The 25,880-nt window shown below is 65.4% G+C and carries 25 protein-coding genes; 11 read left to right on the forward strand and 14 right to left on the reverse strand.

Annotated features, from left to right (window positions below):
* Window positions 1–115 precede the first annotated feature (115 nt).
* Complete coding sequence (locus ACVW1B_RS30575; protein WP_253606665.1) at window positions 116–565, forward strand: antibiotic biosynthesis monooxygenase family protein; 450 nt, start codon at window positions 116–118, stop codon at window positions 563–565.
* 41 nt (window positions 566–606) lie between these two features.
* On the opposite strand, the gene ACVW1B_RS30580 is transcribed toward ACVW1B_RS30575, so the two are convergent.
* Entirely contained in the window at window positions 607–1,794 is a 1,188-nt protein-coding gene (locus ACVW1B_RS30580) for a DUF2125 domain-containing protein (RefSeq protein ID WP_253606664.1), read from the reverse strand.
* Between the two features lie 153 nt (window positions 1,795–1,947).
* Between ACVW1B_RS30580 and ACVW1B_RS30585 the strand changes: the two genes are divergently transcribed.
* Window positions 1,948–2,544, forward strand: coding sequence for a gamma-glutamylcyclotransferase (locus ACVW1B_RS30585; RefSeq protein WP_057017872.1), 597 nt, complete (start codon window positions 1,948–1,950; stop codon window positions 2,542–2,544).
* A gap of 17 nt (window positions 2,545–2,561) precedes the next feature.
* Here ACVW1B_RS30585 and ACVW1B_RS30590 read toward each other — a convergent pair whose 3' ends face one another.
* The gene (locus ACVW1B_RS30590; protein WP_253606662.1) at window positions 2,562–2,855 is read right to left on the reverse strand and encodes a hypothetical protein; all 294 of its coding nucleotides are present in this window, start codon (window positions 2,853–2,855) and stop codon (window positions 2,562–2,564) included.
* 5 nt (window positions 2,856–2,860) lie between these two features.
* Between ACVW1B_RS30590 and ACVW1B_RS30595 the strand changes: the two genes are divergently transcribed.
* The 4 genes from ACVW1B_RS30595 to ACVW1B_RS30610 all read left to right on the forward strand — a co-directional run bounded on the left by ACVW1B_RS30595 (window position 2,861) and on the right by ACVW1B_RS30610 (window position 9,664).
* On the forward strand, window positions 2,861–6,163 hold the full coding sequence (locus ACVW1B_RS30595; protein WP_253606660.1) for an efflux RND transporter permease subunit: 3,303 nt from the start codon (window positions 2,861–2,863) through the stop codon (window positions 6,161–6,163).
* Window positions 6,164–6,219: 56 nt separating this feature from the next.
* Window positions 6,220–6,690, forward strand: coding sequence for a peroxiredoxin family protein (locus tag ACVW1B_RS30600; protein WP_253606658.1), 471 nt, complete (start codon window positions 6,220–6,222; stop codon window positions 6,688–6,690).
* A gap of 107 nt (window positions 6,691–6,797) precedes the next feature.
* Window positions 6,798–8,279 (forward strand): aldehyde dehydrogenase, encoded by a 1,482-nt coding sequence (locus tag ACVW1B_RS30605; RefSeq protein WP_253606657.1) that lies wholly within the window; start codon window positions 6,798–6,800, stop codon window positions 8,277–8,279.
* Between the two features lie 161 nt (window positions 8,280–8,440).
* The gene (locus tag ACVW1B_RS30610; protein WP_253606655.1) at window positions 8,441–9,664 is read left to right on the forward strand and encodes an ABC transporter substrate-binding protein; all 1,224 of its coding nucleotides are present in this window, start codon (window positions 8,441–8,443) and stop codon (window positions 9,662–9,664) included.
* A gap of 230 nt (window positions 9,665–9,894) precedes the next feature.
* Here the strand turns inward: ACVW1B_RS30610 and ACVW1B_RS30615 are convergent, their stop codons facing one another.
* The 4 genes from ACVW1B_RS30615 to ftsE form a co-directional block, all read right to left on the reverse strand.
* The gene (locus ACVW1B_RS30615; RefSeq protein WP_253606653.1) at window positions 9,895–10,662 is read right to left on the reverse strand and encodes a lysophospholipid acyltransferase family protein; all 768 of its coding nucleotides are present in this window, start codon (window positions 10,660–10,662) and stop codon (window positions 9,895–9,897) included.
* Window positions 10,663–10,780: 118 nt separating this feature from the next.
* The gene (locus ACVW1B_RS30620) at window positions 10,781–11,491 is read right to left on the reverse strand and encodes a YdcF family protein (protein ID WP_092080555.1); all 711 of its coding nucleotides are present in this window, start codon (window positions 11,489–11,491) and stop codon (window positions 10,781–10,783) included.
* A gap of 163 nt (window positions 11,492–11,654) precedes the next feature.
* Window positions 11,655–12,626: a cell division protein FtsX gene (locus ACVW1B_RS30625; RefSeq protein WP_253606651.1), complete on the reverse strand. Its 972-nt coding sequence runs from the start codon at window positions 12,624–12,626 to the stop codon at window positions 11,655–11,657.
* On the reverse strand, window positions 12,619–13,278 hold the full coding sequence (ftsE, locus tag ACVW1B_RS30630; RefSeq protein ID WP_016845305.1) for a cell division ATP-binding protein FtsE: 660 nt from the start codon (window positions 13,276–13,278) through the stop codon (window positions 12,619–12,621). Before ftsE ends, ACVW1B_RS30625 begins: the two co-directional genes overlap by 8 nt.
* Before the next feature lie 181 nt (window positions 13,279–13,459).
* Here ftsE and ACVW1B_RS30635 point away from each other — a divergent pair, with 181 nt between their 5' ends.
* Both ACVW1B_RS30635 and ACVW1B_RS30640 read left to right on the forward strand, forming a co-directional pair.
* Window positions 13,460–14,326 carry an MJ0042-type zinc finger domain-containing protein gene (locus ACVW1B_RS30635; RefSeq protein ID WP_253606650.1) on the forward strand — a complete coding sequence of 289 codons (867 nt, stop codon included), beginning with the start codon at window positions 13,460–13,462 and terminating at the stop codon, window positions 14,324–14,326.
* A gap of 37 nt (window positions 14,327–14,363) precedes the next feature.
* Complete coding sequence (locus ACVW1B_RS30640) at window positions 14,364–14,741, forward strand: response regulator (protein WP_016845302.1); 378 nt, start codon at window positions 14,364–14,366, stop codon at window positions 14,739–14,741.
* A gap of 171 nt (window positions 14,742–14,912) precedes the next feature.
* On the opposite strand, the gene ACVW1B_RS30645 is transcribed toward ACVW1B_RS30640, so the two are convergent.
* From ACVW1B_RS30645 to ACVW1B_RS30660, 4 genes are all read right to left on the reverse strand, one after another.
* On the reverse strand, window positions 14,913–15,290 hold the full coding sequence (locus ACVW1B_RS30645) for a TadE/TadG family type IV pilus assembly protein (RefSeq protein ID WP_225164603.1): 378 nt from the start codon (window positions 15,288–15,290) through the stop codon (window positions 14,913–14,915).
* Entirely contained in the window at window positions 15,287–15,727 is a 441-nt protein-coding gene (locus ACVW1B_RS30650) for a TadE/TadG family type IV pilus assembly protein (RefSeq protein ID WP_141340959.1), read from the reverse strand. The genes ACVW1B_RS30645 and ACVW1B_RS30650 overlap by 4 nt, the downstream gene beginning before the upstream one ends.
* A gap of 74 nt (window positions 15,728–15,801) precedes the next feature.
* Window positions 15,802–17,037 (reverse strand): pilus assembly protein TadG-related protein, encoded by a 1,236-nt coding sequence (locus ACVW1B_RS30655; protein ID WP_253606648.1) that lies wholly within the window; start codon window positions 17,035–17,037, stop codon window positions 15,802–15,804.
* A 397-nt stretch (window positions 17,038–17,434) separates the two neighbouring features.
* A complete protein-coding gene (locus ACVW1B_RS30660) occupies window positions 17,435–20,053 on the reverse strand; it encodes a TIGR02302 family protein (RefSeq protein ID WP_168857835.1) in 2,619 nt (872 codons plus the stop codon).
* Between the two features lie 172 nt (window positions 20,054–20,225).
* Between ACVW1B_RS30660 and ACVW1B_RS30665 the strand changes: the two genes are divergently transcribed.
* Both ACVW1B_RS30665 and ACVW1B_RS30670 read left to right on the forward strand, forming a co-directional pair.
* Window positions 20,226–20,609 carry a carboxymuconolactone decarboxylase family protein gene (locus ACVW1B_RS30665; protein WP_018268955.1) on the forward strand — a complete coding sequence of 128 codons (384 nt, stop codon included), beginning with the start codon at window positions 20,226–20,228 and terminating at the stop codon, window positions 20,607–20,609.
* A gap of 198 nt (window positions 20,610–20,807) precedes the next feature.
* Window positions 20,808–21,719, forward strand: coding sequence for an NAD(P)-dependent oxidoreductase (locus ACVW1B_RS30670; protein ID WP_253588807.1), 912 nt, complete (start codon window positions 20,808–20,810; stop codon window positions 21,717–21,719).
* Window positions 21,720–21,814: 95 nt separating this feature from the next.
* On the opposite strand, the gene lysA is transcribed toward ACVW1B_RS30670, so the two are convergent.
* The 3 genes from lysA to argH all read right to left on the reverse strand — a co-directional run bounded on the left by lysA (window position 21,815) and on the right by argH (window position 24,856).
* Window positions 21,815–23,080 (reverse strand): diaminopimelate decarboxylase, encoded by a 1,266-nt coding sequence (gene lysA / locus ACVW1B_RS30675; RefSeq protein WP_253606645.1) that lies wholly within the window; start codon window positions 23,078–23,080, stop codon window positions 21,815–21,817.
* 16 nt (window positions 23,081–23,096) lie between these two features.
* On the reverse strand, window positions 23,097–23,366 hold the full coding sequence (gene lptM / locus ACVW1B_RS30680; RefSeq protein ID WP_057017758.1) for an LPS translocon maturation chaperone LptM: 270 nt from the start codon (window positions 23,364–23,366) through the stop codon (window positions 23,097–23,099).
* 92 nt (window positions 23,367–23,458) lie between these two features.
* On the reverse strand, window positions 23,459–24,856 hold the full coding sequence (argH, locus tag ACVW1B_RS30685; protein WP_253606644.1) for an argininosuccinate lyase: 1,398 nt from the start codon (window positions 24,854–24,856) through the stop codon (window positions 23,459–23,461).
* Between the two features lie 126 nt (window positions 24,857–24,982).
* Between argH and tlpA the strand changes: the two genes are divergently transcribed.
* Window positions 24,983–25,663 carry a thiol:disulfide interchange protein TlpA gene (gene tlpA, locus ACVW1B_RS30690; protein ID WP_225162776.1) on the forward strand — a complete coding sequence of 227 codons (681 nt, stop codon included), beginning with the start codon at window positions 24,983–24,985 and terminating at the stop codon, window positions 25,661–25,663.
* Here the strand turns inward: tlpA and ACVW1B_RS30695 are convergent, their stop codons facing one another.
* A complete protein-coding gene (locus ACVW1B_RS30695) occupies window positions 25,664–25,852 on the reverse strand; it encodes a putative motility protein (protein WP_069280209.1) in 189 nt (62 codons plus the stop codon). It abuts the gene before it with no gap.
* Window positions 25,853–25,880 lie beyond the last annotated feature (28 nt).

A 25,880-nucleotide genomic window follows, 5' to 3' on the forward strand; every position in this document is an offset into this window, starting at 1 on the left:
CTCCTCCACACGAGGTTGCTTCCTCAGGCGAGAGAGAGCGGTACTCGGGGAGTGATATTCGCACCGGGGCGCATTATTCCGGTCACGTTTTTCTCATCGCGGCGGCGGGAATAGATTGCCGAGACCGACGATAGCGCGCGCGAAACGTCTAGGGTGGAGGCGTAACAACACCGGCCGCGATTTCGAATTGTGTTCGGGCGATGGTTTTCAACCTGCCACGGACATTGGATCGACGGAGGACTGCAACATGATCGGTGAAGTCATTGTCGTTGGTGACTTGAAGTTACGGGAGAACGCCCCGCTCGACGAATACAACCGGCTCGGCGAACGCATGTACGACATTGTCAGCCGCCTTCCGGGCTTCCTGTCGGTCAAATCATTCAAGGCGGCGGATGGCGAGGAGCTCACCCTGTTTCGCTTTGCTTCGGAGGAGGCGCTCGAAGCTTGGCGCCATCATCCCGACCATGTCGAAACCATGAGGCGAGGACATGCCGAGTTCTACGCCAGCGGCTTCCTGCAGATCTGCAAGGTGATCCGCGAGATCGGCCCGTTTGAGCACGCCTGACAGTGCGTGGACGAGCTCGCGTCGGCGCAATCCGCCGCGGCTCAGAACAGCGGCGGAATCTGCGCGACTTTCAGCGGCCCCAAGAACACCGCGCCGTCGGCGAAGCGCAGCGGGAAGCTGCGCGCCTTCTTGCCTTCGAGGGTAGCCTCGGTGCCGAGCGAATTGACGCCGGCGGAAATGCCGGCATTGGCGTTCTGCTTGATCACCTTGCCGAGGCCGGGGATGGCGCGATCCAGCGCGCCAAAGAGATTGCTGAGGTCCTGGCTCTTCACGCCGGGCGCGACGCGATCAAGCGTTGCCTGCGGCACGCCCTCCTCCAGCATCTTGTCGATGCCGAGCGCGGGGATGACGCGCTCGAGGCCGGCGACCGTCATCTGCAATTCGCCCTCGATGCGCCCTTGCGCGTTGAGGCGCAGCGTGCCGGCCGCGACCGACAGCACATCGCCCTGCTCGATCCGCGACTGCTGGATCTCGACGCTGCCGCCGGCGGCCTGGATCTCGCGGAAGCGATCGGGCCAGGGTTTCGGCGAGAAATCCTTCAGGCCATTGAGCCGCGCATGGATGTCGGCGTTGAACGGCTGGGCGAGCAGCGGATGCACCTCCTGCAAGGTGCCGCCGGCAATCTGCAGCACGGCCTCGATCGCCGGACTGTCCGGCGCCGAGCCGTCGACCTGCCTGCCGTGCAGCTCGATGTGATTGACCCGCGCCAGCGGCGCCGGCGCCGCGCCGCCGGTGCGGTCGATGGCGAGATCGTCGAACACCAGCGAGGCGCGCTGCGGCGGCGCCGGCAGGCCGACCACGCTGCTGCGTGCCTTGCTCCAGCTCACCGACAGCGTCGGCTGCGCGCCGCGCTCGGCGATCGTGGCCGGGCCCTTGAATTCGGCGATCACGAGCTTGGGATCGTAGACCTGCGCCACGACCAGGATCTCGGCGAGCCGCGCCACGAACGCCATCTGCGGCGCGGCGGTCTGCGAGACCAGCATCACGCTCGGATCGGTGCAGCGGACCTCGAACCGGAACGGGTAGCCCGCCACCGAACGGTCCCCGCAATCATAGACCCGGCCGGCCTTCGCCTCCTGCGCGCGCCAGGCATCGGCCTGCACGCCGACCTGCGAGGCGGCGAAGAACCAGAAGGCGCTCCACGCGACCGCGGCGATCAGGACCGCGACGGGGATGGCATAAAGGCCGAAGCGCGAGCGGCGGCGGGAGGCGGAGGTCTGATCCGACATGCAGGTCCTTTGGCGGGCGAATTTGTCAAAATCTAAGCGGCCGCGAGCCTTGAACAAGCCCCGAGCAACCCCTGAGCGAGCCTTCAGCAAGCCTTGGAAACAACACGGAATCCGCTTCGCTTCGACTGCCCGTTCTGCTAGCCCATCAGCGCGATGTCAGCAAATCCTCCCCATTCCGAAACCGACGGCGACCTCTGGGTGTTCGGCTATGGCTCACTGATGTGGAAGCCGGGCTTCGAGTTCCTGGAACAGGTGCCGGCGCGGCTGATCGGCGAGCATCGCGCGCTCTGCGTTTATTCGTTCGACCACCGCGGCACGCCGGAGAAGCCGGGCCTGGTGCTCGGGCTCGACCGCGGCGGCGCCTGCCGCGGCATCGCGTTCCGCGTCGCCGCCCGCCTGCGCCACGACACCATCGCCTATTTGCGCGGACGCGAGCAGACCACCAACGTCTATCGCGAGGTGATGCGCTCGGTGTGGCTGGAGAATGCGGCGCGCGAGCGCGTCAGCGCGCTGGCCTATGTGGTCGATCGCGGCCATGTGCAATATGCCGGGCGGCTGTCGCTCGCCGAGCAGCAGCGGCTGGTGCTGCAGGGCCACGGCCGCTCCGGCAACAACCGCGACTATGTGCTCTCGACAGTGGCCTCGATCGAGAAGCAGGGCTTTCGCGACACGCAGCTGCACCAGCTCGCGACGATGCTGCATGATGCCCACGCGGCGCGTCACCCGCTGCAGGATGCCCGGGATGCGTAAGGCTGCGTCGCGAGGCTCTACTTAGTTCGCTTGGCCAGCCGTCGTTTAACGACCTCGCCGAGCGGACTATCCGGCGACTTGCGGAATGCCTTGAGCTTCTTCATTTGGCCTTTGCGCAGTGCTTGCGACTGCGCTTCGCCACCATCATCGATCAGCCTTTGTAAACGGGTTGTTGCCAGATCCGCGTTTTTCGGTGTGCGGCGCGGTGCATCCGGCAAATCGCGGCGGCGGTATGGCGGCGCCCTGTGACATTTAGGCTTTTGCATCGCGGCGCGGACGGATACAAGCTGATCCGCAAACAGCGCTCGCAAATTCGATGAACCTCTCCGCCCCCTTTGTCCGACGGCCGGTCGGCACCACGCTGCTGTCGCTTGGCCTCGTGGTGGCGGGCATCATTGCGTTCTTCAAGCTGCCGGTGTCGCCGCTGCCCGACGTCGACATCCCGACCATCATGGTGCAGGCGACGCTGCCCGGCGCCAGCCCGGCCGACGTCGCCTCCACGGTGGCAAGCCCGCTCGAGCGCCATCTCGGCCAGATCGCCAGCGTCACCGAAATGACGTCGGTGTCCTCGCTCGGCTCCGCGCGCATCACGCTGCAGTTCGACATCGACCGCGACATCAACGGCGCCGCGCGCGACGTGCAGGCGGCGATCAACGCGGCGCGCGCCGACCTGCCGACCAATCTGCGCGCCAATCCGACCTACCGCAAGTTCAACCCGGCCTCGGCGCCGATCCTGATCTACACCTTGACCTCGGACACGTTGACGCCGGCCGAGCTCTATGACGCCGCCTCCACCGTGCTGGCGCAGAAGCTGTCGCAGGTCGAGGGCGTCGGCGAAGTCTCGGTCGGCGGCGGCTCGCTGCCCGCGGTGCGCGTCGAGCTGATCCCGCCGGCGCTGTACAAATACGGCATCGGGCTCGAGGACGTCCGCGCCGCGCTCTCAAGCGCCAATGCGCACAGCCCGAAGGGCGGCATCGACGTCGGCAACCAGCGCTACCAGATCTACGCCAACGACCAGGCCCGCAAGGCGGCCGACTACAGGCCGCTGGTCGTCGCCTACCGCAACGGCGCGGCGGTGCGCCTGACCGATGTCGGCGACGTGATCGATTCCGTGGAGAATGTGCGCACGCTCGGCCTTTCCAACGGCAAGCCGGCAGTCGTGATGATCGTGTACCGGCAGCCGGGCGCCAACATCATCAAGATGGTCGACACCGTGAAGGGGCTGATGCCGCAGCTGAAGGCCTCGGTCTCGCCCGCGGTCGACATCACCCTCGCGATGGACCGCTCGAAGACGATCCGGGCCTCGCTGCACGACGTCGAGATCACGCTGTTGATCGCGGTGGCCCTGGTGATCCTGGTGGTGTTCGCCTTCCTGCGCAATGCGCGGGCCACGCTGGTGCCGGTGGTGGCGGTCGGCGTGTCGCTGATCGCGACCTTCGCCGTGATGTATCTACTCGGCTACACGCTCGACATCTTCTCGCTGATGGCGCTGACGGTGGCGACCGGCTTCGTGGTCGACGACGCCATCGTGGTGCTAGAGAACATCACCCGCCACATGGACGCCGGGCTGTCGCGGCTCGAGGCCACGCTGGTCGGCACCCGCGAGGTCGGCTTCACGGTGCTGTCGATGAGCGTGTCGCTGATCGCGGTGTTCGTGCCGATCCTGCTGATGGGCGGGCTGGTCGGCCGCCTGTTCCGCGAATTCGCCATGACCATCACGATCGCGATCGTGATCTCGCTGGTGGTCTCGCTGACCACGACGCCGATGATGTGCGCGGTGCTGCTGCGCAAGGAGGAGGGCCGTCCGCATGGCCGGGTCTACCGGATCAGCGAACGCATCTTCGAGCTGATGCTGAACGGCTACCGCGCAACGCTCGGCCTCGCGCTGCGCCATCCGCTCCTGGTGATGCTGATCCTCGGCTCGACGCTCTATTTGAACTTCCATCTCTACAAGGTGGTGCCCAAGGGCTTCGTGCCGCAGCAGGACACCGGATTGCTGGTCGGCTCGATCCAGGCCGACCAGAGCACCTCGTTCCAGCTGATGCAGCAGAAGCTGACCCAGTTCATCGACATCGTGAAGTCGGATCCGGCGGTCGACACCGCGGTCGGCTTCACCGGCGGCGGCGGCGTGGGTCCCGGCGGCACCAACACCGGCACCGTGTTCGCCTCGCTGAAGCCGATGGACGAGCGCCGGCTGCGCGCCGACAAGGTGATCGAGCGGCTGCGCGAGCCATTGGCAAGCGTCGCGGGCGCCACGCTGTTCCTGCAATCGATCGGCGACCTCGGCGCCGGCGGGCGCTCGGGCAACGCGGCTTACCAGTACACGCTGAAGGGCTCGACCTTCGAGGAGCTGAACGAGTGGACGCCAAAGCTCGTCGCGGCATTGCAGAAGGAGCCGACGCTCGCCGACGTCAACAGCGACCAGCAGAACAAGGCGCTGCAAGCCAATCTGATCATCGATCGCGACGCCGCCTCCCGGCTCGGCATCACGGTCAGCCAGCTCGACAACACGCTCTATGACGCGTTCGGGCAGCGCCAGGTCTCGACCATCTTCGTCGCGCGCAACCAGTATCATGTGATCATGGAGGTCGCGCCGCGCTTCTCGCAGGACCCGCAAACCCTGAAGGAGGTCTATATCTCGACCTCGGGCGGCTCGGCGAGCGGCACGCAGAGCACCAATGCGGTGGCTGGCACGGTGGCCTCGTCCTCGCAAAAAAGCTCGGTCAGCGCGGTCGCCGCCAATGTGGTGCGCAACCAGGCCACCAATTCGATCGGTGCCACCGGCAAGGGCGTCGCCTCGACCGGTACCGCGGTCTCCACCAGCGCGGAGACCATGATCCCGCTGTCGAGCGTCGCGCGCTTCGAGCACGGCGAGACGCCGCTCTCCGTCAATCATCAGGATCTCCTGGTCTCCAGCACCATCTCGTTCAACCTGCCGCCGGGCGTCTCGCTGAGCACGGCCACCACCACGATCGAGAACGCGATGCACGCGCTCGGCATGCCCGCGGGCATTTCCGGCGGGTTTGCGGGCTCCGCGAAAATCTTCCAGCAGGCGCTGGCGAACGAGCTGTTCCTGATCCTCGCCGCGCTGGCGACGATCTACATCTCGCTCGGCATGCTCTACGAGAGCTACATCCACCCGCTGACCATCCTCTCCACTTTGCCCTCGGCAGGCGTCGGCGCGGTGGCGGCCTTGATGCTGTCGCACACCGATTTCGACATCATCGGCATGATCGGGGTGATCCTCTTGGTCGGCATCGTGAAGAAGAACGCCATCATGATGATCGACTTCGCGCTCGATGCCGAGCGCCAGCGCGGGCTGTCGTCGCGCGATGCGATCTACGAAGCCTGCCTGATGCGGTTCCGCCCGATCATGATGACGACCCTCGCCGCCTTGTTCGGCGCGGTGCCGCTGATGATCGGTCTCGGCGAAGGCAGCGAGCTGCGTCAGCCGCTTGGCACCGCGATCTTCGGCGGGTTGATCCTGAGCCAGATCCTGACGCTCTACACGACGCCGGTGGTCTATCTCTATCTCGACCGCGCGAGGCTGTGGACCCAGCGCCGCCGCGCCGCGCGCCGCGCACGCCGGGCAGCGGCATCAAGCGCCGCCGGTCGTTGACAGACCGGTATCGATGTTGCCAACCTTGCGCGTGAGCGGACGCAAGGAACCGATCTGTGGCTCTCGCACCTGATATCGCCGCGTCGCGCTGGTTCAACACCAGCGAGTCGCTGACCCTGGCTGGGCTGCGCGGCCGGCCGGTCCTGCTGCACGCGTTCCAGATGCTGTGCCCCGGCTGCGTCGCGCACGGCACGCCGCAGACCCAGCGCGCGTTCGAGCTGTTCAAGCATTCCGACCTGCAGGTGATCGGGCTGCACACCGTATTCGAGCACCACGCGGCGATGACGGAGGTGTCGCTGGAAGCCTTCATCCACGAGTACCGGCTGACCTTCCCGATCGGCGTCGACGAGGCCGGCGAAGGCACGCCGATCCCGGTCACCATGCAGCGCTACGGCATGCAGGGAACGCCGACCAGCATCCTGATCGGCCGCGACGGCAACATCGTGCATCATGGCTTCGGACAGCAGAGCGACATGGCGCTCGGCGCGATCATCGCGGCCGAGCTTGCCGCGCCGCATGGCCGATAGCGGCTCGCCCCGGCTGCAACCCGGCTCACGCGACTGCGTTATGACGGCGTCGCGCAATGCGTGATAGCGTTCCGCCAACCAGAACCATCGCCTTGCGGGAGGATGTCATGAAAACCTATCAGCTTTACATCAACGGCCAGTATGTCGACCCCGCCAATGGCGAATGGTTCGACAGCATCGATCCCTATCGCGGCGAGGCCTGGGCAAAGATTCCGCGCGGCACCGCCGCCGACGCCGACAAGGCGGTGAAGGCCGCCAATGAGGCGATGTGGCGCGGCCCCTGGGCGAAGATGACGGCCTCCGCGCGCGGCAAGGTGATGCGCAAGCTCGGCGACCTCGTCGCGGCCAATGCCGAGCGCCTTGCCGAGATCGAGGTGCGCGACAACGGCAAGCTGATGGCCGAGATGCTCGGCCAGTTGCGCTACCATCCGGAGTGGTGGTGGTATTTCGGCGGGCTCGTCGACAAGCTCGAGGGCGGCCTGGTGCCGATCGACAAGGCGGAGACCTTTGCCTACACGACCCATGAGCCGGTCGGCGTGGTCGCGGCGCTGACCGCCTGGAATTCGCCGCTGCTGTTCGTCGCCTGGAAATGCGCCGCCGCGCTCGCCGCCGGTTGCGCCGTGGTCGTCAAGCCGTCGGAATTCACCTCGGCCAGCACGCTGGAATTCGCCGCGCTGACCAAGGAGGCCGGAATTCCCGACGGCATCTTCAACGTGGTGACCGGCTTCGGTCCCGAGGCCGGCTCCGCGCTGATCGCCCATCCGGGCGTCGCCAAGATCACCTTCACCGGATCGGACACGACCGGCGCAAAGGTCTACGAGACCGCGGCCAAGAGCCTGAAGCGCGTCTCGCTCGAGCTCGGCGGCAAGTCGCCCAACATCGTGTTCGAGGACGCCGACCTCACCGCCGCCGCGGCCGGCGCGATCTCCGGCATCTTCGCCGCCACGGGGCAGACCTGCATCGCCGGGTCGCGCCTTCTGGTGCAGAGCTCGATCAAGGAGAAGTTCGTCGCGCGGGTGCTGGAGCTGGCAAAGTCCGCCAAGATCGGCGATCCCATGCAGTCAGACACCAATGTCGGCCCGATCACGACGCCGGCGCAGTACAAGAAGGTGCTCGACTATATCGACATCGCGAAAGCCGAGGGCGCGCGCTGCCTGCTCGGCGGCAAGCCGGCCACCGGCGACGGCATCAAGGGCGGCCAGTTCGTCGAACCGACCATCTTCACCGACGTCGACAACACCATGCGGATCGCGCGCGAGGAGGTGTTCGGACCGGTGCTGTCGATCATCTCTTTCGACACCGAGGAGGACGCCATCCGGATCGCCAACGACACGATCTACGGCCTTGCCGCCGGTATCTGGACCAAGGATCTCGCGCGCGCCATCCGCGTGCCGAAGCAACTGCGCGCCGGCACCGTGTGGGTGAACACCTACCGGGCCATCAGCTACATGATGCCGTTTGGCGGCATGAAGCACTCCGGCGTCGGCCGCGAAAGCGGCATCGACGCGGTCCGCGAGTATCAGGAGACCAAGAGCGTCTGGATCTCGACCGCGACGGACGTGCCGGCGAACCCGTTCGTGATGCGGTGAGTTTTCCGCACTGACATCGCTTACTTCACCTCTCCCGACGGACAGAGGTACGACGGCACCCGCGCGCCAAGCGGCCGCACTTGACGTGCAGCGCGGAGCAGCGATCATGAGTGCCTGCGGCACACACCGAAGAGTGTGGCCGATATTTGGGGAGATTCGCCATGACGTTTCGTTACTCGCGCGCGGTGTTCTGCGCGCTCATGCTCGCCGCCGCCCAACCTGCCCTCGCCGACAAGAAATACGGCCCCGGCGTCACCGATACCGAGGTGAAGATCGGCCAGACCATGCCCTATAGCGGCCCGGCGTCCGCCTACGGCACCCAGGGGCGTCTCGAAGAGGCCTACTACGCGATGATCAACGCGAAGGGCGGCGTGAACGGCCGAAAGATCAAGCTGATTTCACTCGACGACGCCTATTCGCCGCCGAAGACCGTGGAGCAGACGCGACGCCTCGTCGAACAGGACGAGGTGCTGGCGATCATCGGCACCATCGGCACGCCGACCAATTCAGCGATCCAGAAGTATCTGAACCAGAAGAAGGTCCCGCAGATCTTCATTTCGACGGGCGCGGCAAAATGGGACGACCCGAAGAACTTCCCGTGGACCACCCAGCTTTATCCGCCCTACCAGATGGAGGGCATGATCTTCGCCAAATATCTGTTGAAGAACAAGCCCGACGCGAAGCTCGGCGTGTTCTCCCAGAACGATGATGCCGGAAAGGATTACGTCAAGGGGCTGAAGGATGGCCTCGGCGACAAGGCGAAGACGATGATCGTGAAGGAAGTGACCTACGAGGTTTCCGATCCGACGGTCGATTCGCAGATCGTCTCCCTGAAAGCCTCCGGCGCCGACACGCTGTTCACGATGGCGACGCCCAAGTTCGGCGCGCAGGCGATACGCAAGGTCTACGAGCTCGGATGGAAACCGCTGAACTACGTGGTCAGCGTCTCCTCATCGATCAAGGGCGTCATGGAGCCGGCCGGCATCGAAGCTTCAAAGGGATTGTTGACCGCGCTGGCGTTCAAGACCCCGACCGATCCCACCTGGGAGAACGCGGCCGACGTGAAGGAGTTCAAGGATTTCCTGGCGAAGTGGTATCCGCAAGGCGACATCGCCGACGGCAGCAACGTCACCGGCTACATCTCGGCCTATATGACGGTGAAGGTCATCGAGATGTGCGGCGATGATCTGACGCGCGAGAATTTGCTGAAGCAGGCAACCAACCTCAACAAGGTGGTCGCGCCGCTGCTGCTGCCCGGCATCGCTATCTCGACGCGGCCGGACCGCTATGCGCCGTTCACGCAGATGCAGATCGCAACGTTCGACGGCAAGAGTTGGGTGCCGCAAGGCGAGACCTTCAACACCGACGCGGCGGCCGGTCAGTGATGGCGACGCCTTTCGCGATACGGTAACTCTCCGCATCGTCATGAGCCGGGCAGCCGCCCGAAGGACGGCATCGCTTCGGCTTGCCTGTGCCCGGCCATCCACCGTCTTGCTTCAGGCCGAACCAAAAACGTGGATGCCCGGGACAAGCCGGGCATGACGATTTCTGAAGGGACCGACGAAACGCGGGCACGAAATTCCCGGCAGCAACCGCACCAGGGCTTGTGCTGCGCCTACCCTTTCGCCGCGTTCGGCACACCGCCGAACAATTTCGCCTGCTCGGCGCGGCCGGCCTCGACGATGCGGGTGGTGGCGGTTTCGATCTGGTCGCGCAGGCGGGCCATGAATTCGTCGCGCGGCAATCCCGGCGGCAGCGGATCGAGGATTTCGACCACCAGCGTCCCCGGATAGCGCATGAAGGTGCGGCGCGGCCAGAACAGCCCGGAATTGAGCGCGATCGGCAGGCACGGCACGCCGCTCTCGGCATAGATCTGCGCGACGCCGGCCTTGTAGTTCGGCGGCGCCCCTGGTGCGGTACGGGTGCCTTCCGGGAAGATCACAAGCTGCCGGCCGAGCTTCACCTCGGCCGCGGCGCGCTTCAGCGTCTTGATCAGCGAGCGCGGGCCGCCGCCGCGCTCGACCGAGATCATGCCGACCTTCTTGAGGTACCAGCCGAACACCGGGATCATCATCAACTCGCGCTTCAGGATGAACAGCGGATGCTCGAAGAAGCGCACCAGCGCAAACGTCTCCCAGAACGACTGGTGCTTCGAGGCGACGACCAGCGGCCCGCTCGGAATCTTCTCGATCCCGCGAAACTCGATCCTGATGTTGCAGATCACGCGCATCAGGAACAGGCTGGTGTTGGCCCACGCGACTTCGAGCGCCATCAACGCCCCCCGCGGCAACAGCAGCGCCGGCAGCGCGATGATGCAGAGCACCACCAGCACGAGATAGAACAGCACGTTGAAGATCAGCGAGCGCAGGAAGATCGAAGTCATGCTCAACGACTATCCTCTGTGAAATCATCAGTCATTCCGGGGCGCGAAGCGAACCCGGAATCTCGAGATTCCGGATATGGTGCTGGCGCACCATTCCGGAATGACGGTGCCTGATACATCAATTCGCCTGCGCCGTCGCCGGGCGGCGTGGCGCGGCAGCCGGCTCGGCGAGATCGGAGGTCAGGTCGAGGCCGAGATCGGCCAGCCGCACCCGCATCTCCGCGGCGACATATTTGGCGTATTCCGATAGCAAGAGACGGAACGTCGCGCCACTCGTCCACCACGGCTCGTCGCGCCATTTGTCGCCGACCACGGCGAACGGGATCAGCGTCACGTCGGGCATCGCATGTGACAGTTCCACGATCGCCCGCGGCATGTGGTAGTTCGAGGTCACCACGATCAGCGACTTGAAGCCGCGCTCGCGCGCCCAGCGCCGCGTCTCCGCCGCGTTGCTGCGGGTGTTGAGCGCCGAGCGGTCGAGATCGACGCAACAGCTCATCAGCCCCTTGCTGTCCGGCACCGAGCGGGAAATGTCGCTGGCGTCGTTGGTCGGATGTACGCCCGAGATCAGCAAACGCTTGCCGTAGCCGGCGGCCAACAGTTCCATGGCGTCGGACACCCGCGACGAGCCGCCGGTCAGCACCACGATGCCGTCGGCATTTTGCGGCGGATCGGTCTCGACGCCGCGCAATTGCGAGAGGAAGCCGACAAAGCCGACCGCAGCGGCGACGAAGGCAAGCGCCAGCGGCGCGACGATGACGGCGCGCAGCCAGCCGCGCGGGCGCGCGGCAAAGCCATTCGGCGACGTATCGTCGGACTGCAAACTCATGTGATGCGGTTATCCTTCCCCCCGGGTGATTTTAAAGCATGATCCGGAAAAGTGGAAACCGGTTTTCCCCGGGACCAGGGCCGCGTGCATGCGCGCGAATTCACACTTGGGCGACGAAATGCAATCACAAGGCGGCGCCATGATTTCGAGTTTCGCAGCGCCGTCAGTCGATGTCGTCGAGCGTGGCAAACAGGGTGCGCCGCGATGCCCACGCGGTGATCGCCGCGATCAGCACCGCCTGCATCGCCAGCACCAGATAGCCGGACGGGCGCAGCGAGAACGTGCCGAGCAGGGCCGCGAACTGGTCGCCCACCGGCGTGCCGGAGAACCAGTTGGCGATCGACTCGGAGAAGCCGAACGCCAGCATCGCCGCACCGCCACCGATCAGCCCGCCTTCGAGGCCGAGCCGAAGGAAATGGCGCAGGAAGCGGTTGGCGATGAAGCTGTCGCCGGCGCCGACGAAATGCAGCACCTCGACGATCGGGCGGTTGGCGGCCATCGCGCCGCGGGTCGCGAACGACACCGAGATGATGGTTGCGATGATCACGAGGATGAGGATGCCGACGCCGGCGAACGTCGTGGCGCCGGTCATCGAGCGCATGCGCTCGATCCAGGCGCGGTGATCGTCGACGCTTGCGGTCGGCGCCGCCTGGGTCACCCGCGCGCGTAAGCCGGCGAGATCGAGCGTGGTGCCAGGCTGCACCCGCGCCACGATGACGCGCGGCACCGGCAGTTCGTCGATCGAGAGCCCGCTGCCGAGCCACGGCTCCAGCAGCTTGGCGGATTCCTCCTTGCTGAACGGACGGACCTCGAGAATGCCGGGCTGCGCCCGCATCGCCTCCACCGCGGCCTGCGCGTCGCGATCGAGATCGCGGCCGGGCGAGGGGCGCACCTGGATGGTGATCTCGCTCGACACTTCCGACTGCCATTCGGCGGCCGAGGCGCTGACCAGCAACACGGTGCCCGTCGTCAGCGAGGCGAGGAAGGTCATGATCGCGACAACCGCGACCAGTGCACGACCCGAGATCGAGGCGCGCGGCACGATCGGCGACATGTTGCGCGCGGTGGCCGGGACCTGCGGGCGTTCGCGCCCGAGATCGACCAACGACACTTTCTCGTCGCCGCTCCTATTCATAGATGTGCAGCCGTCCCTGATGCAGCACCAGCCGCCGCGCCTCGTATTGATCCATCAGCGTGATGTCGTGGGTCGCGATGATGACCGCGGTGCCGGATTTGTTGAGCTCGATGAACAGCCGCAGCAGGCGGCGCCCGAGCGTCGGATCGACGCTGCCGGTCGGCTCGTCCGCCAACAGCAGTTGCGGCCGCGAGATCACCGCGCGCGCGATCGCGGCGCGCTGCTTCTCGCCGCCCGACAGGATCGGCGGCAGCGCATCCATGCGCTCGCCGAGGCCGACCCATTTCAAGAGATCGATCACCTCGCGACGATAGCTCGATTCCTCGCGGCCCATCACGCGGAACGGCAGCGCGACGTTCTCATAGGTGGTCATGTGATCGAGCAGGCGAAAATCCTGCAGCACGATGCCGATCCGCTTGCGCAGGTCGGCGACCTGATCCTTGCTCAGCAGCGAGACGTCCTTGCCGAACAGATTGACCAGCCCGCGGGTCGGCCGCAACGACAGGAACAACAGCCGCAGCAGCGAGGTCTTGCCCGCGCCCGACGGCCCGGTGAGGAACTGGAACGAGTGCGCCGGGATCATGAACGAGAGGTCGCGCAAAATCTCCGGGCCGAGCCCGTAGCGCAGACCGACATTTTCGAACCGAACCAATGCGCTAGCTCCGTTCGAGAGGGCCGATGGCCCAATACCCCACACCGACGGCGAAGACGGCCCGAACCCCGGCCGAGCGCCCGCGAACCGCACAGAAAGCTTGTGCTTCGGTTATGGTTTCCGATTCGTTAACGGTCGCTAAGTAGCATCCGGGCATCCACACGGTGGAGATTCGGCCTCCATGCATATTGTTTGCCCGCATTGTACAACATCCTACGCAATCAATCCGGCCACCCTTGGCGAGACCGGACGCACCGTCCGTTGTTCCCGCTGCCGGGAGGTCTGGCTGGCCCGGCCGGAGGACGCCATCGGGGCGACCGCGCCCACTCTGGCCTATCAGTCCGCCGGATCCGACCTCGCCGCCGAATGGGAGGCCATGGGCCGGGAGGAGGCTGACGCGACCCCGATGGTCGAGAGCCCCTCGATTTCGGCCGATTTGCCCGCCGAGGGCAGCGACGCCGCCACGGAATGGCCGGCGCTAGCCGAGGCGGATGCCGCGGCCCATGCCGACGCCGGGGACGCGGGAACCAGGGGCCGCTTCCGCCTGCCCCGGTTTCCCCGCCTGTTCCGCCTGCCCGCCCTGCCCCGAATTCCGTTCATGCCGGTGATCGGTGCCCTGCCGACCACCTGCGGCGCCATGGCCGCGCTGATCATCGCGCTGTTCGTCTGGCGCAACGACGTGGTGCGGCTGCTGCCGCAGACCGCGCTGTTCTACAAGATGGCCGGGCTCGACGTGAATTTGCGCGGGCTCGCCTTCAAGGATCTCAAGATCACCAACGAGACCGTGGACGGCAAGCCGGTGCTGGTGATCGAGGGCATGATCGTCGGCCAGACCAGGAAGCCGGTCGAATTGCCGCGGCTGCGCTTCTCGGTCCGCGACGCCCAGGGCGCCGAAATCTATGCCTGGAACGCCGTGCTGGAGCAGCCGGTGCTCAATCCCGGCGAGCGGGCCTTCTTCAAGTCGCGCCTCGCCTCGCCGCCGCCCGAAGGCCGCAATATCGACGTACGCTTCTTCAACAAGCGTGATCTCACCGGCGGCCGCGCGTGAGCCGCCGGCCAACTCCATCGGGAACCGACCAATCACCATGACGCGTGTTCTGATCGCCGACGACGAAGACTCGATGCGCTCGCTGGTGGCGCGCGCCATCGCCATGGACGGCCACGAAACCGTGACCGCGCAGGACGGCGCCGAGGCGCTGGAGGTGCTGACGCGCGACGAAGGCGCGTTCGACCTTCTGCTCACCGACATCCAGATGCCCGTGATGGATGGCATCGCGCTGGCGCTGACCGCGGCGCGCGACTTCCCTGCGCTGAAGATCCTGCTGATGACCGGCTTCGCCCATCAGCGCGAACGCGCCTCCGGCCTCGAGGCGATCGTGCATGACGTGGTGACGAAACCGTTCTCGGTGGCCGATATCCGCACCGCAGTCGCGGACGCGCTGGCGGCGCGGAAGGCCGGCTAGTGTGCTGAATGCGAAGTTCGTGCGATTTCGCGGCAGCCACTTTCACGAACTTCGCATTCATAAAGCACACTAGAATCATAAGTTTGCTAGTGTCCTTATCGAATCCGAAGTTCGCTCCGAAGGTGCGGCCAATGATGCGAACTTCGGATTCGGGACACTAGGGTTACGAGCTCAACTCGGAAAGCATGCCCGGGCGGTCAGCGTCACCGGGGATAGATTGAGAAATTGCGCAAATTGAAATGCATAACTCGCGCTGACCACGTTGCCGCAGGCTGACGTGGAATAGGTGAATGTCTGCGCCGGGAGCGTGAGGCCGAACGCCTGCTGCGCGGCGTAATTCGTGATGGCGCTCCCGCTTGGACAGAGCGTGCTGTTGACGGTCGCGCAACGCGCCGCCATTTCCGTGCCGTGCTGCAGCCCGAGCTGGGTCCAGAACAGCAGTCCGAATTCGATGATGCCAAATATGAACAGGAAGAACACGGGAGCGGTCAGGGCGAATTCCAGCGCGGAGGCCCCTCGATTGTCCCGCCATAGCGGTGTGAGTTTCACTGCAGCCTCGCAGTGGACTGGGCGCTATAGGTGTAGGTGGCCGCCACAATCTGATAATTGATCAGCGTGTAGTAGGTCCCTTGCGCCGAAACCATGGCATATGTTCCGGCCTGCGCGCCGCTGGGGCAGACCGCACCGCAACTGACGGTGCTGACCCCCGAACTGGTCGGGCACCCGCAAAACTGGTACGGCTTGGGCGAAGCATTGATGGCTGTGGAATTCGTGGCGGCTGTTACGGCGCTGGTGACGCCAGTCTCGTCAAAGCCGCGCACGATGGCGTATTGCGCTCCCGCCTGCGCGGCATTCTCGACCTGCATCTTGCGATAGAGCGCGAGTCCGATGTCGGTTACCGAGACGACCATCAGGGACAACAACGGGATCATGATGCCGAATTCGATGGCCGCGACGCCGCCCCTGTCGTGAACGGCGGTGCGCACAAGCCGCGTCAGAGAGAAAACCAATCGACCACGGCTGTTGGATGAGGATCTCTGGATTTGCATCGGGGCCAACCTCACTCGATGAGTTGCGCGGTTTGCGTGCCTATCGTCGCGGTGCCGAGCGCCGAACAATTGACCTGAAGGTTCGACGTGCCGCTGAACGTCAGCGTGTCCGCGATGATCTTGGTGCATGATGTGCTTGTGCCGTTACCACCGCCGAAGCTGAGGTCGGCCTTCGGCAGGTAGATGGCGCCGCCGAAGTTCTGGGTGGCACCACCCGTGAGATTAAAGGTAGTCCCGGCCGGCATGTTGCGGTCGCCATACATGACGATGCCCTTCGTGGAGCCGGAGGTCGGCGCCGTCAGATCGACGATCGCGTTGCTGCCGATCGAAGCCGTGCCCCACTTGCTTCCCGAGCCCGTAAAGACCAGGGTCACGCCGCTGCCCGTGATGGTGGCGTTGCCCGCGACGCTCAGGTTCGAGCCGTCCAGGTAATAGATGCCCGGATCGAGGTTCAGCGTTGCGCCGGCATTCACCGTAATGCTGCCCGAGTAGCAGCCGGGGCTGAGAGAATTCGTCTTTCCGTTGGAATTGACCGTAATCTTGGCGTTCGTACAGCTCGGCTTCGACGGCGGAGAGACGTTCGCATACGGGTCAGCCGTTGGCTTCATATGCGTCTTGACGCCGTTGGTGGCGGTGATGTTGCTGGTGCCGGAAACGTCGCCGACGACGCCGACCTGATTGGCGGCGACCGTCGCGCTGCCGGCCACGTTGAGCGATGGGCTTGCACCCGAGTTGCTGTAAAGGTTGCACTTGATCAGGTTGAGCTGGTTGCCGCCGCTCACGTTGACCGCGGGACTGGCGCTGGCGTTGAGCGCAAGCACGCAGCCCGTCCCGGAATTCGGCAGCGCGACCGCGCGCGCGGTGACCGGCACCGGGGCCGAGCCGAACAAGGCTGACAGCAACCGCTGTTGCGGTTGGCTCACGATGACTTCGACCGCCTGCAGGTTCGACGTCTGACTGCCGGTCTTCGGCGGTTGATTCACCGTGACCGTGACGTTGTTCGCCCCGTTCGCGTAACCGTAGTTTGCCGTGACCGCATTGGCTTCGGACAAAAGGTCGGCGCCTGCACTTGCCGCCGTTGCGGCGCTTACCGCGCCGGAGTCGGCGGCACTCTGCATGTTCTTATGTTTGTAGTACCACCATCCCACCTCGGTACCGAGCCCTGCCGTGCCGACCAGGACCGGCATGAGCAGCGCTGAAATGATCACATAGCTGCCCGACTGGTCTCGAACGAATTGTCGAACCAAGCTGGTCTGATGTTGGTGCCGGCGAGTAATACCCAATGGCCGGTATGACGATGCAATGAATAAACGGCTGTGCCTCATGTGCTCTCCTGAGACGCTTGCCAATTTTCCGAAGTAAGGTGACGCAAGCGACTTAAATGCGCACCAACGGGAACCCGACAATTTTAGGAAAATTGTGCGAAACGGGCGGACGACACCCGGTCCCGATCGCACCCGATTGGAACGCGGGGCGCGTAGCCCGCAGAAGCTGACGTCTGCAGGCTTACGACCGTCGTGCATATTCCGCGTCATTCCAGTGGAAGCGCGGCATACAGGTCGCCGTGGCCGTTCGATTCAAGCGCCGATGTCTCGTGAGTAGGCACGAGCTTTCACGGATGACGACAGTCGAAGGACGAGGCGCTCAATAATCCTTCAGCAGCCGCTCGATGTAGTCGAGCTCGATCTGCGGCCGCGACGGATCGGCGAGGCGGCGGCGCAGCTCTTCGAGGATGCGGCGGACGCGCTGCACGTCGATCTCGCCGGGGATCTTCACCGTGTAGTCGTCGCCGAATTCCCGACCGTGCAACGGGCGGCCGAGCGGATCGGTCTGGTTGCCGCCGCTCTGCTGGCGGCCGGCGCGGTTGCCGGGGCTGTCGCCCGGCTGGTCGCCATCGCCCTGCTGCATCGCGTCGGCGAGGCTCTGGGCGCCCTTGCGCAGCGCATCCAGCGCACGGCCCTGCGAATCCACCGCGCCGTCGGCATTGCCCTCGCCGAGCCGCCCGGAGGCATCGCCCATCGCGGAATCGGCCTGGTCGAGCCCGTCATCGCCGTCATCGCCCTGGTCGCCGCCTTGATCGCCCGGCTGCGCCTGGTCGCCCTTCTGACCCTGGCCTTTCTGGCCCTTCTGGCCGCGCTGGTCCGGTCCCATGCCGCGCTTGGCGAGCTCTTCCTGCAGCTTCTTCAGGCGATCGCGCAGCGCCTGCTGGTCCTGCTGCAGGTCGCCCATCGACTGCTCGCCCTGCTTGCCGCGCATGCGGTCGCGGCGGGAATCCTGGCCCTGCTTGAAGGTCTTGTCGCGCAATTGCTGCTGCTTGCGGATCATGTCGCCGAGCTCGTTGAGCGACTGCTGCATGTCGTCGTCGCCCTGATTGGGCTGCGCCATTTGCAGGTTTTCCAGCATCTGCTGCATCTGCTCGAGCAGCTGCCGCGCCGCATCCTTGTCGCCGGAGCGTGACAGCCGCTCCATGCGATCGAGCATGTTCTTGAGATCCTGCTGGCTCAGCACCTTGGCATTGGGATCGAGCGGCCGGGCGAGCTGCTGCGGATTGTTGCGGAACTGCTCGACCATCTGGCGGAGGAAATTGTCCAGCGCGGCGCGCAGATTGTCGGTGAGCTTCTTGATCTCCTCGTCGGTCGCGCCGCGCTCGAGCGCCTGCTTGAGCGCGTCCTGCGCCGCACGCAGCGCCTTGTCGACGTCCGAGATGTTGCCGTCCTCGATGGTGACGGCGAGCGACCACAGGCTGGCGACCACCTCGCGCAATTGGTCGTCGGTGCGCGCCGCCTCGAGCTGCCGGCTCACGGTGTGCAGGCCAAGGTAATAGCCGGTCTCCGGCATGAACATTTCGGGCGCGATCATCAGCGCCTCGAGCGCGGCGAACACCTGGCCGTTCTGATTGGCGTCGAGCGCCAGGATACGGCGCTGCTCGATCAGCGCGCGCGCCAGCGGCTTGGTGAACAGGCGCTCCGGCAGCCGCATGTTGAACGGCTCGCTCTTGCCCTCATTGCCGGCCTCGTCCTTGGCCGTCAGCGTCAAGGTCACGTCGGCGCCGGCATAGGGATCCTCACTGAGGTCCTTCACGGTCTGGCCGACGCCGTTGCGGGTGCGCGCATTCGGCAGCACCAGCGCGAATTGCGGCGGCTCGAACAGCGGTCGCGGCTGCGCCGCCTTGCCGTCGGCATCCTTCTTGCCGTCAGCCTCCTTCGGCGCATCGGTCGGCCGCACTGCGAATTGCGCGCGCGCTTCGCTGACGCCGTAGTCGTCCTCGAGCCGGTAGGACATCTGCAGCGCGCCGCGCGCCTGCCGCTCCGGATCCTTGGCGAGCGCAATCGACGGCGGGCGGTCCGGCGTCGCAGTGAACTTCCATTGCGGCTGGCCGGCCGGCGCGCGGACATGCGCGGTGCCGTCGCCAGTGATCTTGAAATGCCGCTCGTTGGTGCCCTTGGGCGCCTGCCCGTCCGGCGCGACCTCGGTAACACCGCCACCGACGACGACGTCGATGCTGCCGCCGCTGGAGCGCACCAGGAGCGTGCTGCCGGCCGGAACCGCGAGCGGGGTGGTGTCCGCCGCGTTGGCGTCCTTATTGGCGTTCGACAGAATGATCGGCGGCTTGCCGGTGTAGTTGGGCGGCGTCACCCAGGCATCGACCCGGACATTGGCCGGCGCCATGATGCCGTTCCAGTCGAATGCGGAGGCGACCCGCAGGCCGCGCTCGTCGCCGGCGGCGACATAGCTCGCGACCAGCATCACGATGACCAGCGCGCGCAGCGCCCAGGGGTCGTGCAGCGACACGCGCGGCCGCGGCAGCCCGGCGCGGATGCGCTTGATCGAGGCCAGCGTGCGCTCGCGCTGCGCCTGCCACAGCGCCAGCGCAAACGGGTCCTTGTTGGTGAGCGTGTCGGAGAGCGTGGTCGCCGGACGATGGCGAATGCCGGCGCCGCGGTCGAGCCGGCTCAGGCCCTCCTCGCGGCTCGGCCAGCGGAAGCGCACCAGCGGCGACAGCGCCGCGAGCGCGGCAATCGCGAACAGGCCGGCGCCGGCCACGCGTGCGACAAACGGCAGCACCAGCCACAGCCCGGCCCAGGACGCGACCAGGAACAATCCTGCGACCGTCAGGAACCGGGCCAGATGCGGCCAGGCCCGTTCCCACCCAATCGCGAACCTTGCCCGCTGCAGAGCCTCTGTCAGTTTCAGCCGCGCGATCGCATCGCTGTCGCGGACGGCGCGTGACGGGTCAGAGGGGTCGATGTTGGCTCCGCTCAATAAAATCTCCGGGGTAGCCGGCAGGTCAGCCTAGCACGGCGGCGGCTTTGAGGCACCCGTTCCAGGCAGTAACCCACACCGGGAAATACGCATAACACGAAGGCGTGACTGCGGCGGTTCGACCCCGTAACGTCCCGGCCGAACCATCGCATTAACGCATGAGGAACGCGATATGGACCAAAAAACGCACGACAAGGGGCTCGAAATCCGCAAGGCGGTGCTGGGCGAAGCCTATGTCAACAATGCGCTGAAGAATTCGGACAGCTTCAACAAGCCATTCCAGGAACTCGTCACCGAATATTGTTGGGGCGCGGTCTGGGGCCGCGAGGAACTGCCGCGCAAGACCCGCAGCATGCTCAACCTCGCCATGATCTCGATCCTGAACCGGCCGCACGAATTGAAGGCCCACATCAAGGGCGCGCTGACCAACGGCGTATCCCGCGACGAAATCCGCGAGATCTTCATGCAGGTCTCGATCTATGCCGGCATCCCCGCCGGCGTCGACAGCTTCCGCATCGCGCGCGAGGTGTTCGCCGAACTCGACAACAAGGCGTGAGCGAGCTCCACTCGTTGTCGTCCCGGCCAAGCGAAGCGCGAGCCGGGACCCATAACCACAGCTCGTCGTGGTTACGACGGCTGTGGCCCCGACTGCACCAAACAACTTAGTCCTGGGGTTATGGGTCCCTGCTTTCGCAGGGACGACATCGTGTGGGAGGCGCGCATATCGCACATAACGACATAGAGGAAACGACTCATGGAAATCGGATTCATCGGCCTCGGGAAGATGGGCTTCCCGATGGCGCGCCGGCTGATCGAGGCCGGCCACAAGCTCACCGTGTTCGACACCAGCAAGGACGCGCTCGACAGGCTGGTCGCACTCGGCGCGGTGGCCGCAACCTCGCCCAAGGACATCGCCGACCGCGTCGAGACCGTGATGGCGAGCCTGCCCTCGCTGCAGGCCTCACTCGAGGTCGCGACCGGCGCGGGCGGCGTGATCGAGGGCACGCGCGTCAAACGCTTCATCGACCTCTCCACCGTCGGCTCGCGGATGGCGGTGAAGATCCACGAGCTGTTGGCCAAGAAGAACATCGTGCAGATCGACAGCCCGGTCTCCGGCGGCGTCGCCGGCGCCGAGAAGGGCACGCTGGCAGTGATGGTGTCGGGCCCGCGCGCCGATTTCGAACTGGTGAAGGGCGCGCTCGACGTCATCGGCAAGGTGTTCTTCATCGGCACCAAGCCGGGCTCCGGCCAGACCATGAAGCTCGCCAACAACTTCCTGTCGGCGACCGCGATGGTGGCGACCTCGGAGGCTGTTGTGATGGGCGTCAAGTCCGGGCTCGATCCGGCCGTGATGATCGACGTCATCAATGCCGGCTCCGGGCTGAACACCGCGAGCCGCGACAAGTTTCCGCGCTCGGTGTTGCCGCGCAGCTTCGACTTCGGCTTCGCCACCGGCTTGATGGTGAAGGACGTGCGGCTCGCCGTCGAGGAGATGCGCGCGCTCGGGCTGTCGATGGAAGTCGCCGAAGCGGTCGGCCGGCTCTGGGAAGTCATCATCCGCGACGAGGGACCGGAGTCGGACTTCACCGCGGCGATCAAGCCGATCGAGAAGGCCGCGGGCGTGATCGTCGGCGGCGGCAAGGGCGGCGCGCACGCCGCGAAGTAACGACTGAGTAGGATGGGTAGAGCGAAGCGAAACCCATCGATTGCGTCCGCGCAGCGAGATGATGGGTTTCGCTGCGCTCTACCCATCCTACAAGATCACAGCCACGGCGCGGGCCTGTCCATCGCGATCAGGGCATCGACGTCGATGCGCGGGCGGACCACGGCGTACTGGTCGTCCTTGACCAGCACTTCGGGCACCAGAGGCCGCGTGTTGTAGGTGCCGGACTGCACCGCGCCGTAGGCGCCGGCGGTCATGATCGCCAGCAGATCGCCGGCCTTCGGCTGCGGCAGCGAGCGGTCGAGCGCGAGATAGTCGCCGGTCTCGCAGACCGGGCCGACCACATCCGCGACCATGGTCGGGGTGCCGGGCGCAGGCTGGCGCACCGGCAGAATGTCGTGATGCGCTTCATACAGGGTCGGCCGGATCAGGTCGTTCATCGCGGCGTCGATGATGACGAAGTTCTTGGCATCGCCCGGCTTCACATGGATCACGCGGGTGACGAGGATGCCGGCATTGCCGACGATCATGCGGCCCGGCTCGAACATCAGCGTGCAGCCGAGATTGTGCGTGACGCGCTTGACCATCGCCGCATAGGCATCCGGCGCCGGCGGCGCGGCGCGATCCATGTAATAGGGGATGCCGAGGCCGCCGCCGAAATCGATATGCGAGATGTCGTGGCCGTCGGCGCGCAGCGTCTGCACGAATTCGGCGAGCAGCCGGAAAGCGACCTCCAGCGGGCCGAGATCGGTGATCTGGCTGCCGATATGCACGTCGGTACCAGTGACCTTGACGCCCGGCAGCTTTGCCGCGCGGGCATAGACCTCGCGGGCGCGAGCGATCGGAATGCCGAACTTGTTCTCCGACTTGCCGGTCGAGATCTTGGCGTGGGTGCCGGCATCGACATCGGGATTGACCCGCACCGAGATGCGGGCCGTCTTCTTCATCTCGACCGCGAGACGCGACAGCATCTCGAGCTCCGGCTCGGACTCGATATTGATGCAGAGGATGTCGGTGGCAAGCGCGGCGCGCAGCTCGCCCTCGGTCTTGCCGACCCCGGAGAACACGATCTTCGAGGGCGGAATCCCGGCCGCCAGAGCCCGCTTCAACTCGCCGCCGGACACCACGTCGGCGCCTGCGCCGAGCTTGGCCAGCGTGCGCAGCACCGACTGGTTGGAGTTCGCCTTCATGGCGTAGCAGACCAGCGCCTTCTCGCCGGCGAAGGCTTCGGTGAAGACGCGGTAGTGGCGCTCCAGCGTCGCGGTCGAATAGCAATAGAACGGCGTGCCGACGGCCTCCGCCAGCTCAATGAGATTGACCGCCTCGGCATGCAGCACGCCGTTGCGATAGTCGAAATGGTTCATGACACGCTTTTAAATACTAATTGCCGAGCAGCGGATCGAGGAGGAAGGGCCGTTTATTGCCTCGCGGCGCGGCCGGCGCGGCCTCCGAGCCATAGGTCGGATTGAACACGCTGGGCTGCGCCGCCCGCTCGCTCTCAGTGTCGCTCGGTGCCGCGCCCGGCGCGACGTTCGCGGTCGGCGGCAGGTCGAGCGGTCCCTTACGGCCGCAGCCGCCGAGCGCCAGCGCGGATACGCCCAGCACAATGATGGCCCATCCCGAGGGGGTCAGGCGGTTCTTGCTAATCACGACGAATTCCCCAATTCGGGCGGCACCATACAAACATTGGCGTGCTCTGGCGAGAGGCGGAGCGTCATGAAATCACGGCCAAATTTTCCGGTTCAGCCCAATTTTCGCTCTTTTTCCAGCCGCTTGGCCCAGGCCTTGGCCTGCGCCATCACATTCTTCGGCGCCGTGCCGCCAAACGAGGTCCGGCTCTGCACAGAGGATTCGACGCTGAGCACCCTCAGCGCGTCGGCCGTGATCTTCGGCTCGACCTCCTGCATGGCCTTGAGCGGCAGCTCGTGCAGCGCCACACCCTGCTTCGATGCCAGGCCGACGATGCGCCCGGTAACGTGGTGGGCGTCACGGAACGGTATTTTCAGGGTGCGCACCAGCCAGTCGGCAAGATCGGTGGCGGTGGCGTAGCCCTCGCCGGCGGCGGCCTTCATCTTTGCTTCGTCCGGCACCAGGTCCTCGACCATGCCTGTCATGGCGCGAATTGCCAGTGACAGCGCCTCGAAAGCCTCCATCGCGCCCTGCTTGTCCTCCTGCATGTCCTTTTGATAGGCGAGCGGCAGGCCCTTCATCACGATCAGCAGCGCGGTGAGCGCGCCGATCACGCGGCCGGTCTTGGCACGGACCAGCTCGGCCGCGTCCGGATTGCGCTTCTGCGGCATGATCGACGAGCCGGTGGTGAACTTGTCGCTGAGCTTGACGAGGCCGACCAAGGGCGAGGTCCAGATCACGATCTCCTCGGCGAAGCGCGACATATGCACCGCGCAGATCGCCGCCGCCGACAGCGTCTCCAGCACGAAATCGCGGTCGGACACCGCGTCGAGCGAATTGGCCATCGGACGATCGAAGCCGAGCGCCTTCGCGGTCGTGGCGCGGTCGATCGGAAACGAGGTGCCGGCGAGCGCGGCCGCTCCCAGCGGCGATTCGTTCAGCCGCTTGCGCGCGTCGGCAAAGCGGCCGCGGTCGCGGCCGGCCATCTCGACATAGGCCAGGAGATGATGACCGAAGGTCACGGGCTGCGCGGTCTGCAGATGGGTGAAGCCCGGCATCACCGTGCCGGCATGCTCCAGCGCGCGGGCGACCAGCGCCTGCTGGAACGCGGCCAGCGCCGCATTGGTCTCATCGATGGTGTCGCGGACATAAAGCCGGAAATCGGTCGCGACCTGGTCGTTGCGGGAGCGCGCGGTGTGCAGCCGGCCCGCCGCGGGCCCGATCAATTCGGACAGCCGCGACTCGACATTCATATGAATGTCCTCGAGCGCGCGCTTGAAATCGAAATCGCCCTTGCCGATCTCTGACAAAATCGTGTCTAGACCTTTGCCGATATTTTTCGCATCAGCGGACGTGATGATGCCCTGCGCGGCGAGCATCGCGGCGTGGGCCTTGGACGCGGCAATGTCCTGGGCATAAAGGTGACGATCGACGTCGATGGAGACGTTGATTTCCTCCATGATCGCGTCGGGACGTTCCGAGAATCGGCCGCCCCACATCTTGTTGCTCATGACATCTCGCTCACGAATTCGTATTTCAGCCTTGCGGTTTCATGGCCGGAGGCGGCGAAACAGCACCGCAGTTCCGGTCGTATTCCCGGCACTGCTTAGCCACATCGACCCAGGATGACAAACGATATGCCCGAGACGACCCCATCCAATCCGACCGCCAGGCCGACCGCCAAGTGGCGTATCCCGCTGGTGATCGGCGCCGTGCTGGCCGGGGCCGTGATCGGCTATGTCGGGGTCTCCAGCCTCAAGCATCCCGCTGGCGGCGATATCGCCTGCAACAGCGCGGTGGCTCTTGCGAAGAAGATCGCCCCGCTTGCCCATGGCGAGGTCGCGGCGCTGACCATGGCGACCACCCCCTTGATGCTGCCCGACCTCACCTTCGAGGATGCTAACGGCCAGCCGAAGAAGCTCTCGGACTGGCGCGGCAAGACCGTGCTGGTCAATTTGTGGGCGACCTGGTGCGTGCCCTGCCGCAAGGAAATGCCGGCGCTCGACAGCCTGCAGACCAAGCTCGGCGGCAAGGATTTCGAGGTGGTCGCGATCAACATCGACACCCGCGACCCGGACAAGCCGAAAAACTTCCTGAAAGAGGCCAACCTGACCAATCTCGGCTATTTTTCGGATCAGAAAGCCAAGGTTTTTCAAGACCTTAAGAACATAGGCAAGGCGCTGGGCATGCCGACCTCGGTGCTGGTCGACGGCAAGGGCTGCGAAATCGCCAATATCGCCGGTCCCGCCGAATGGGCGAGCGACGACGCGATCAAGCTGGTGAAGGCCGCGCTGCAGCCAGCCGCAGCCGGGTTCTGATCAGGCGACGGCGTTGAGGTTGTCGCCGATGCCAGGCGACAAATTCGCGGTGGAGGGCGTGCCGAGCAGGGTCTGAACCGCGAACTTCTCGGCGTCGAGGTTCTGCTTGGTCACGCGGGTCGCGATCTCACCCTGCAGATTGCCCTGCTGCATCGACAGGATGCTGGTGACCATGCTCATCATGTCCATACGCGGCACTCCCAAAACTGGGGTTTGA

The sequence above is a fragment of the Bradyrhizobium sp. USDA 4502 genome (assembly GCF_054063355.1).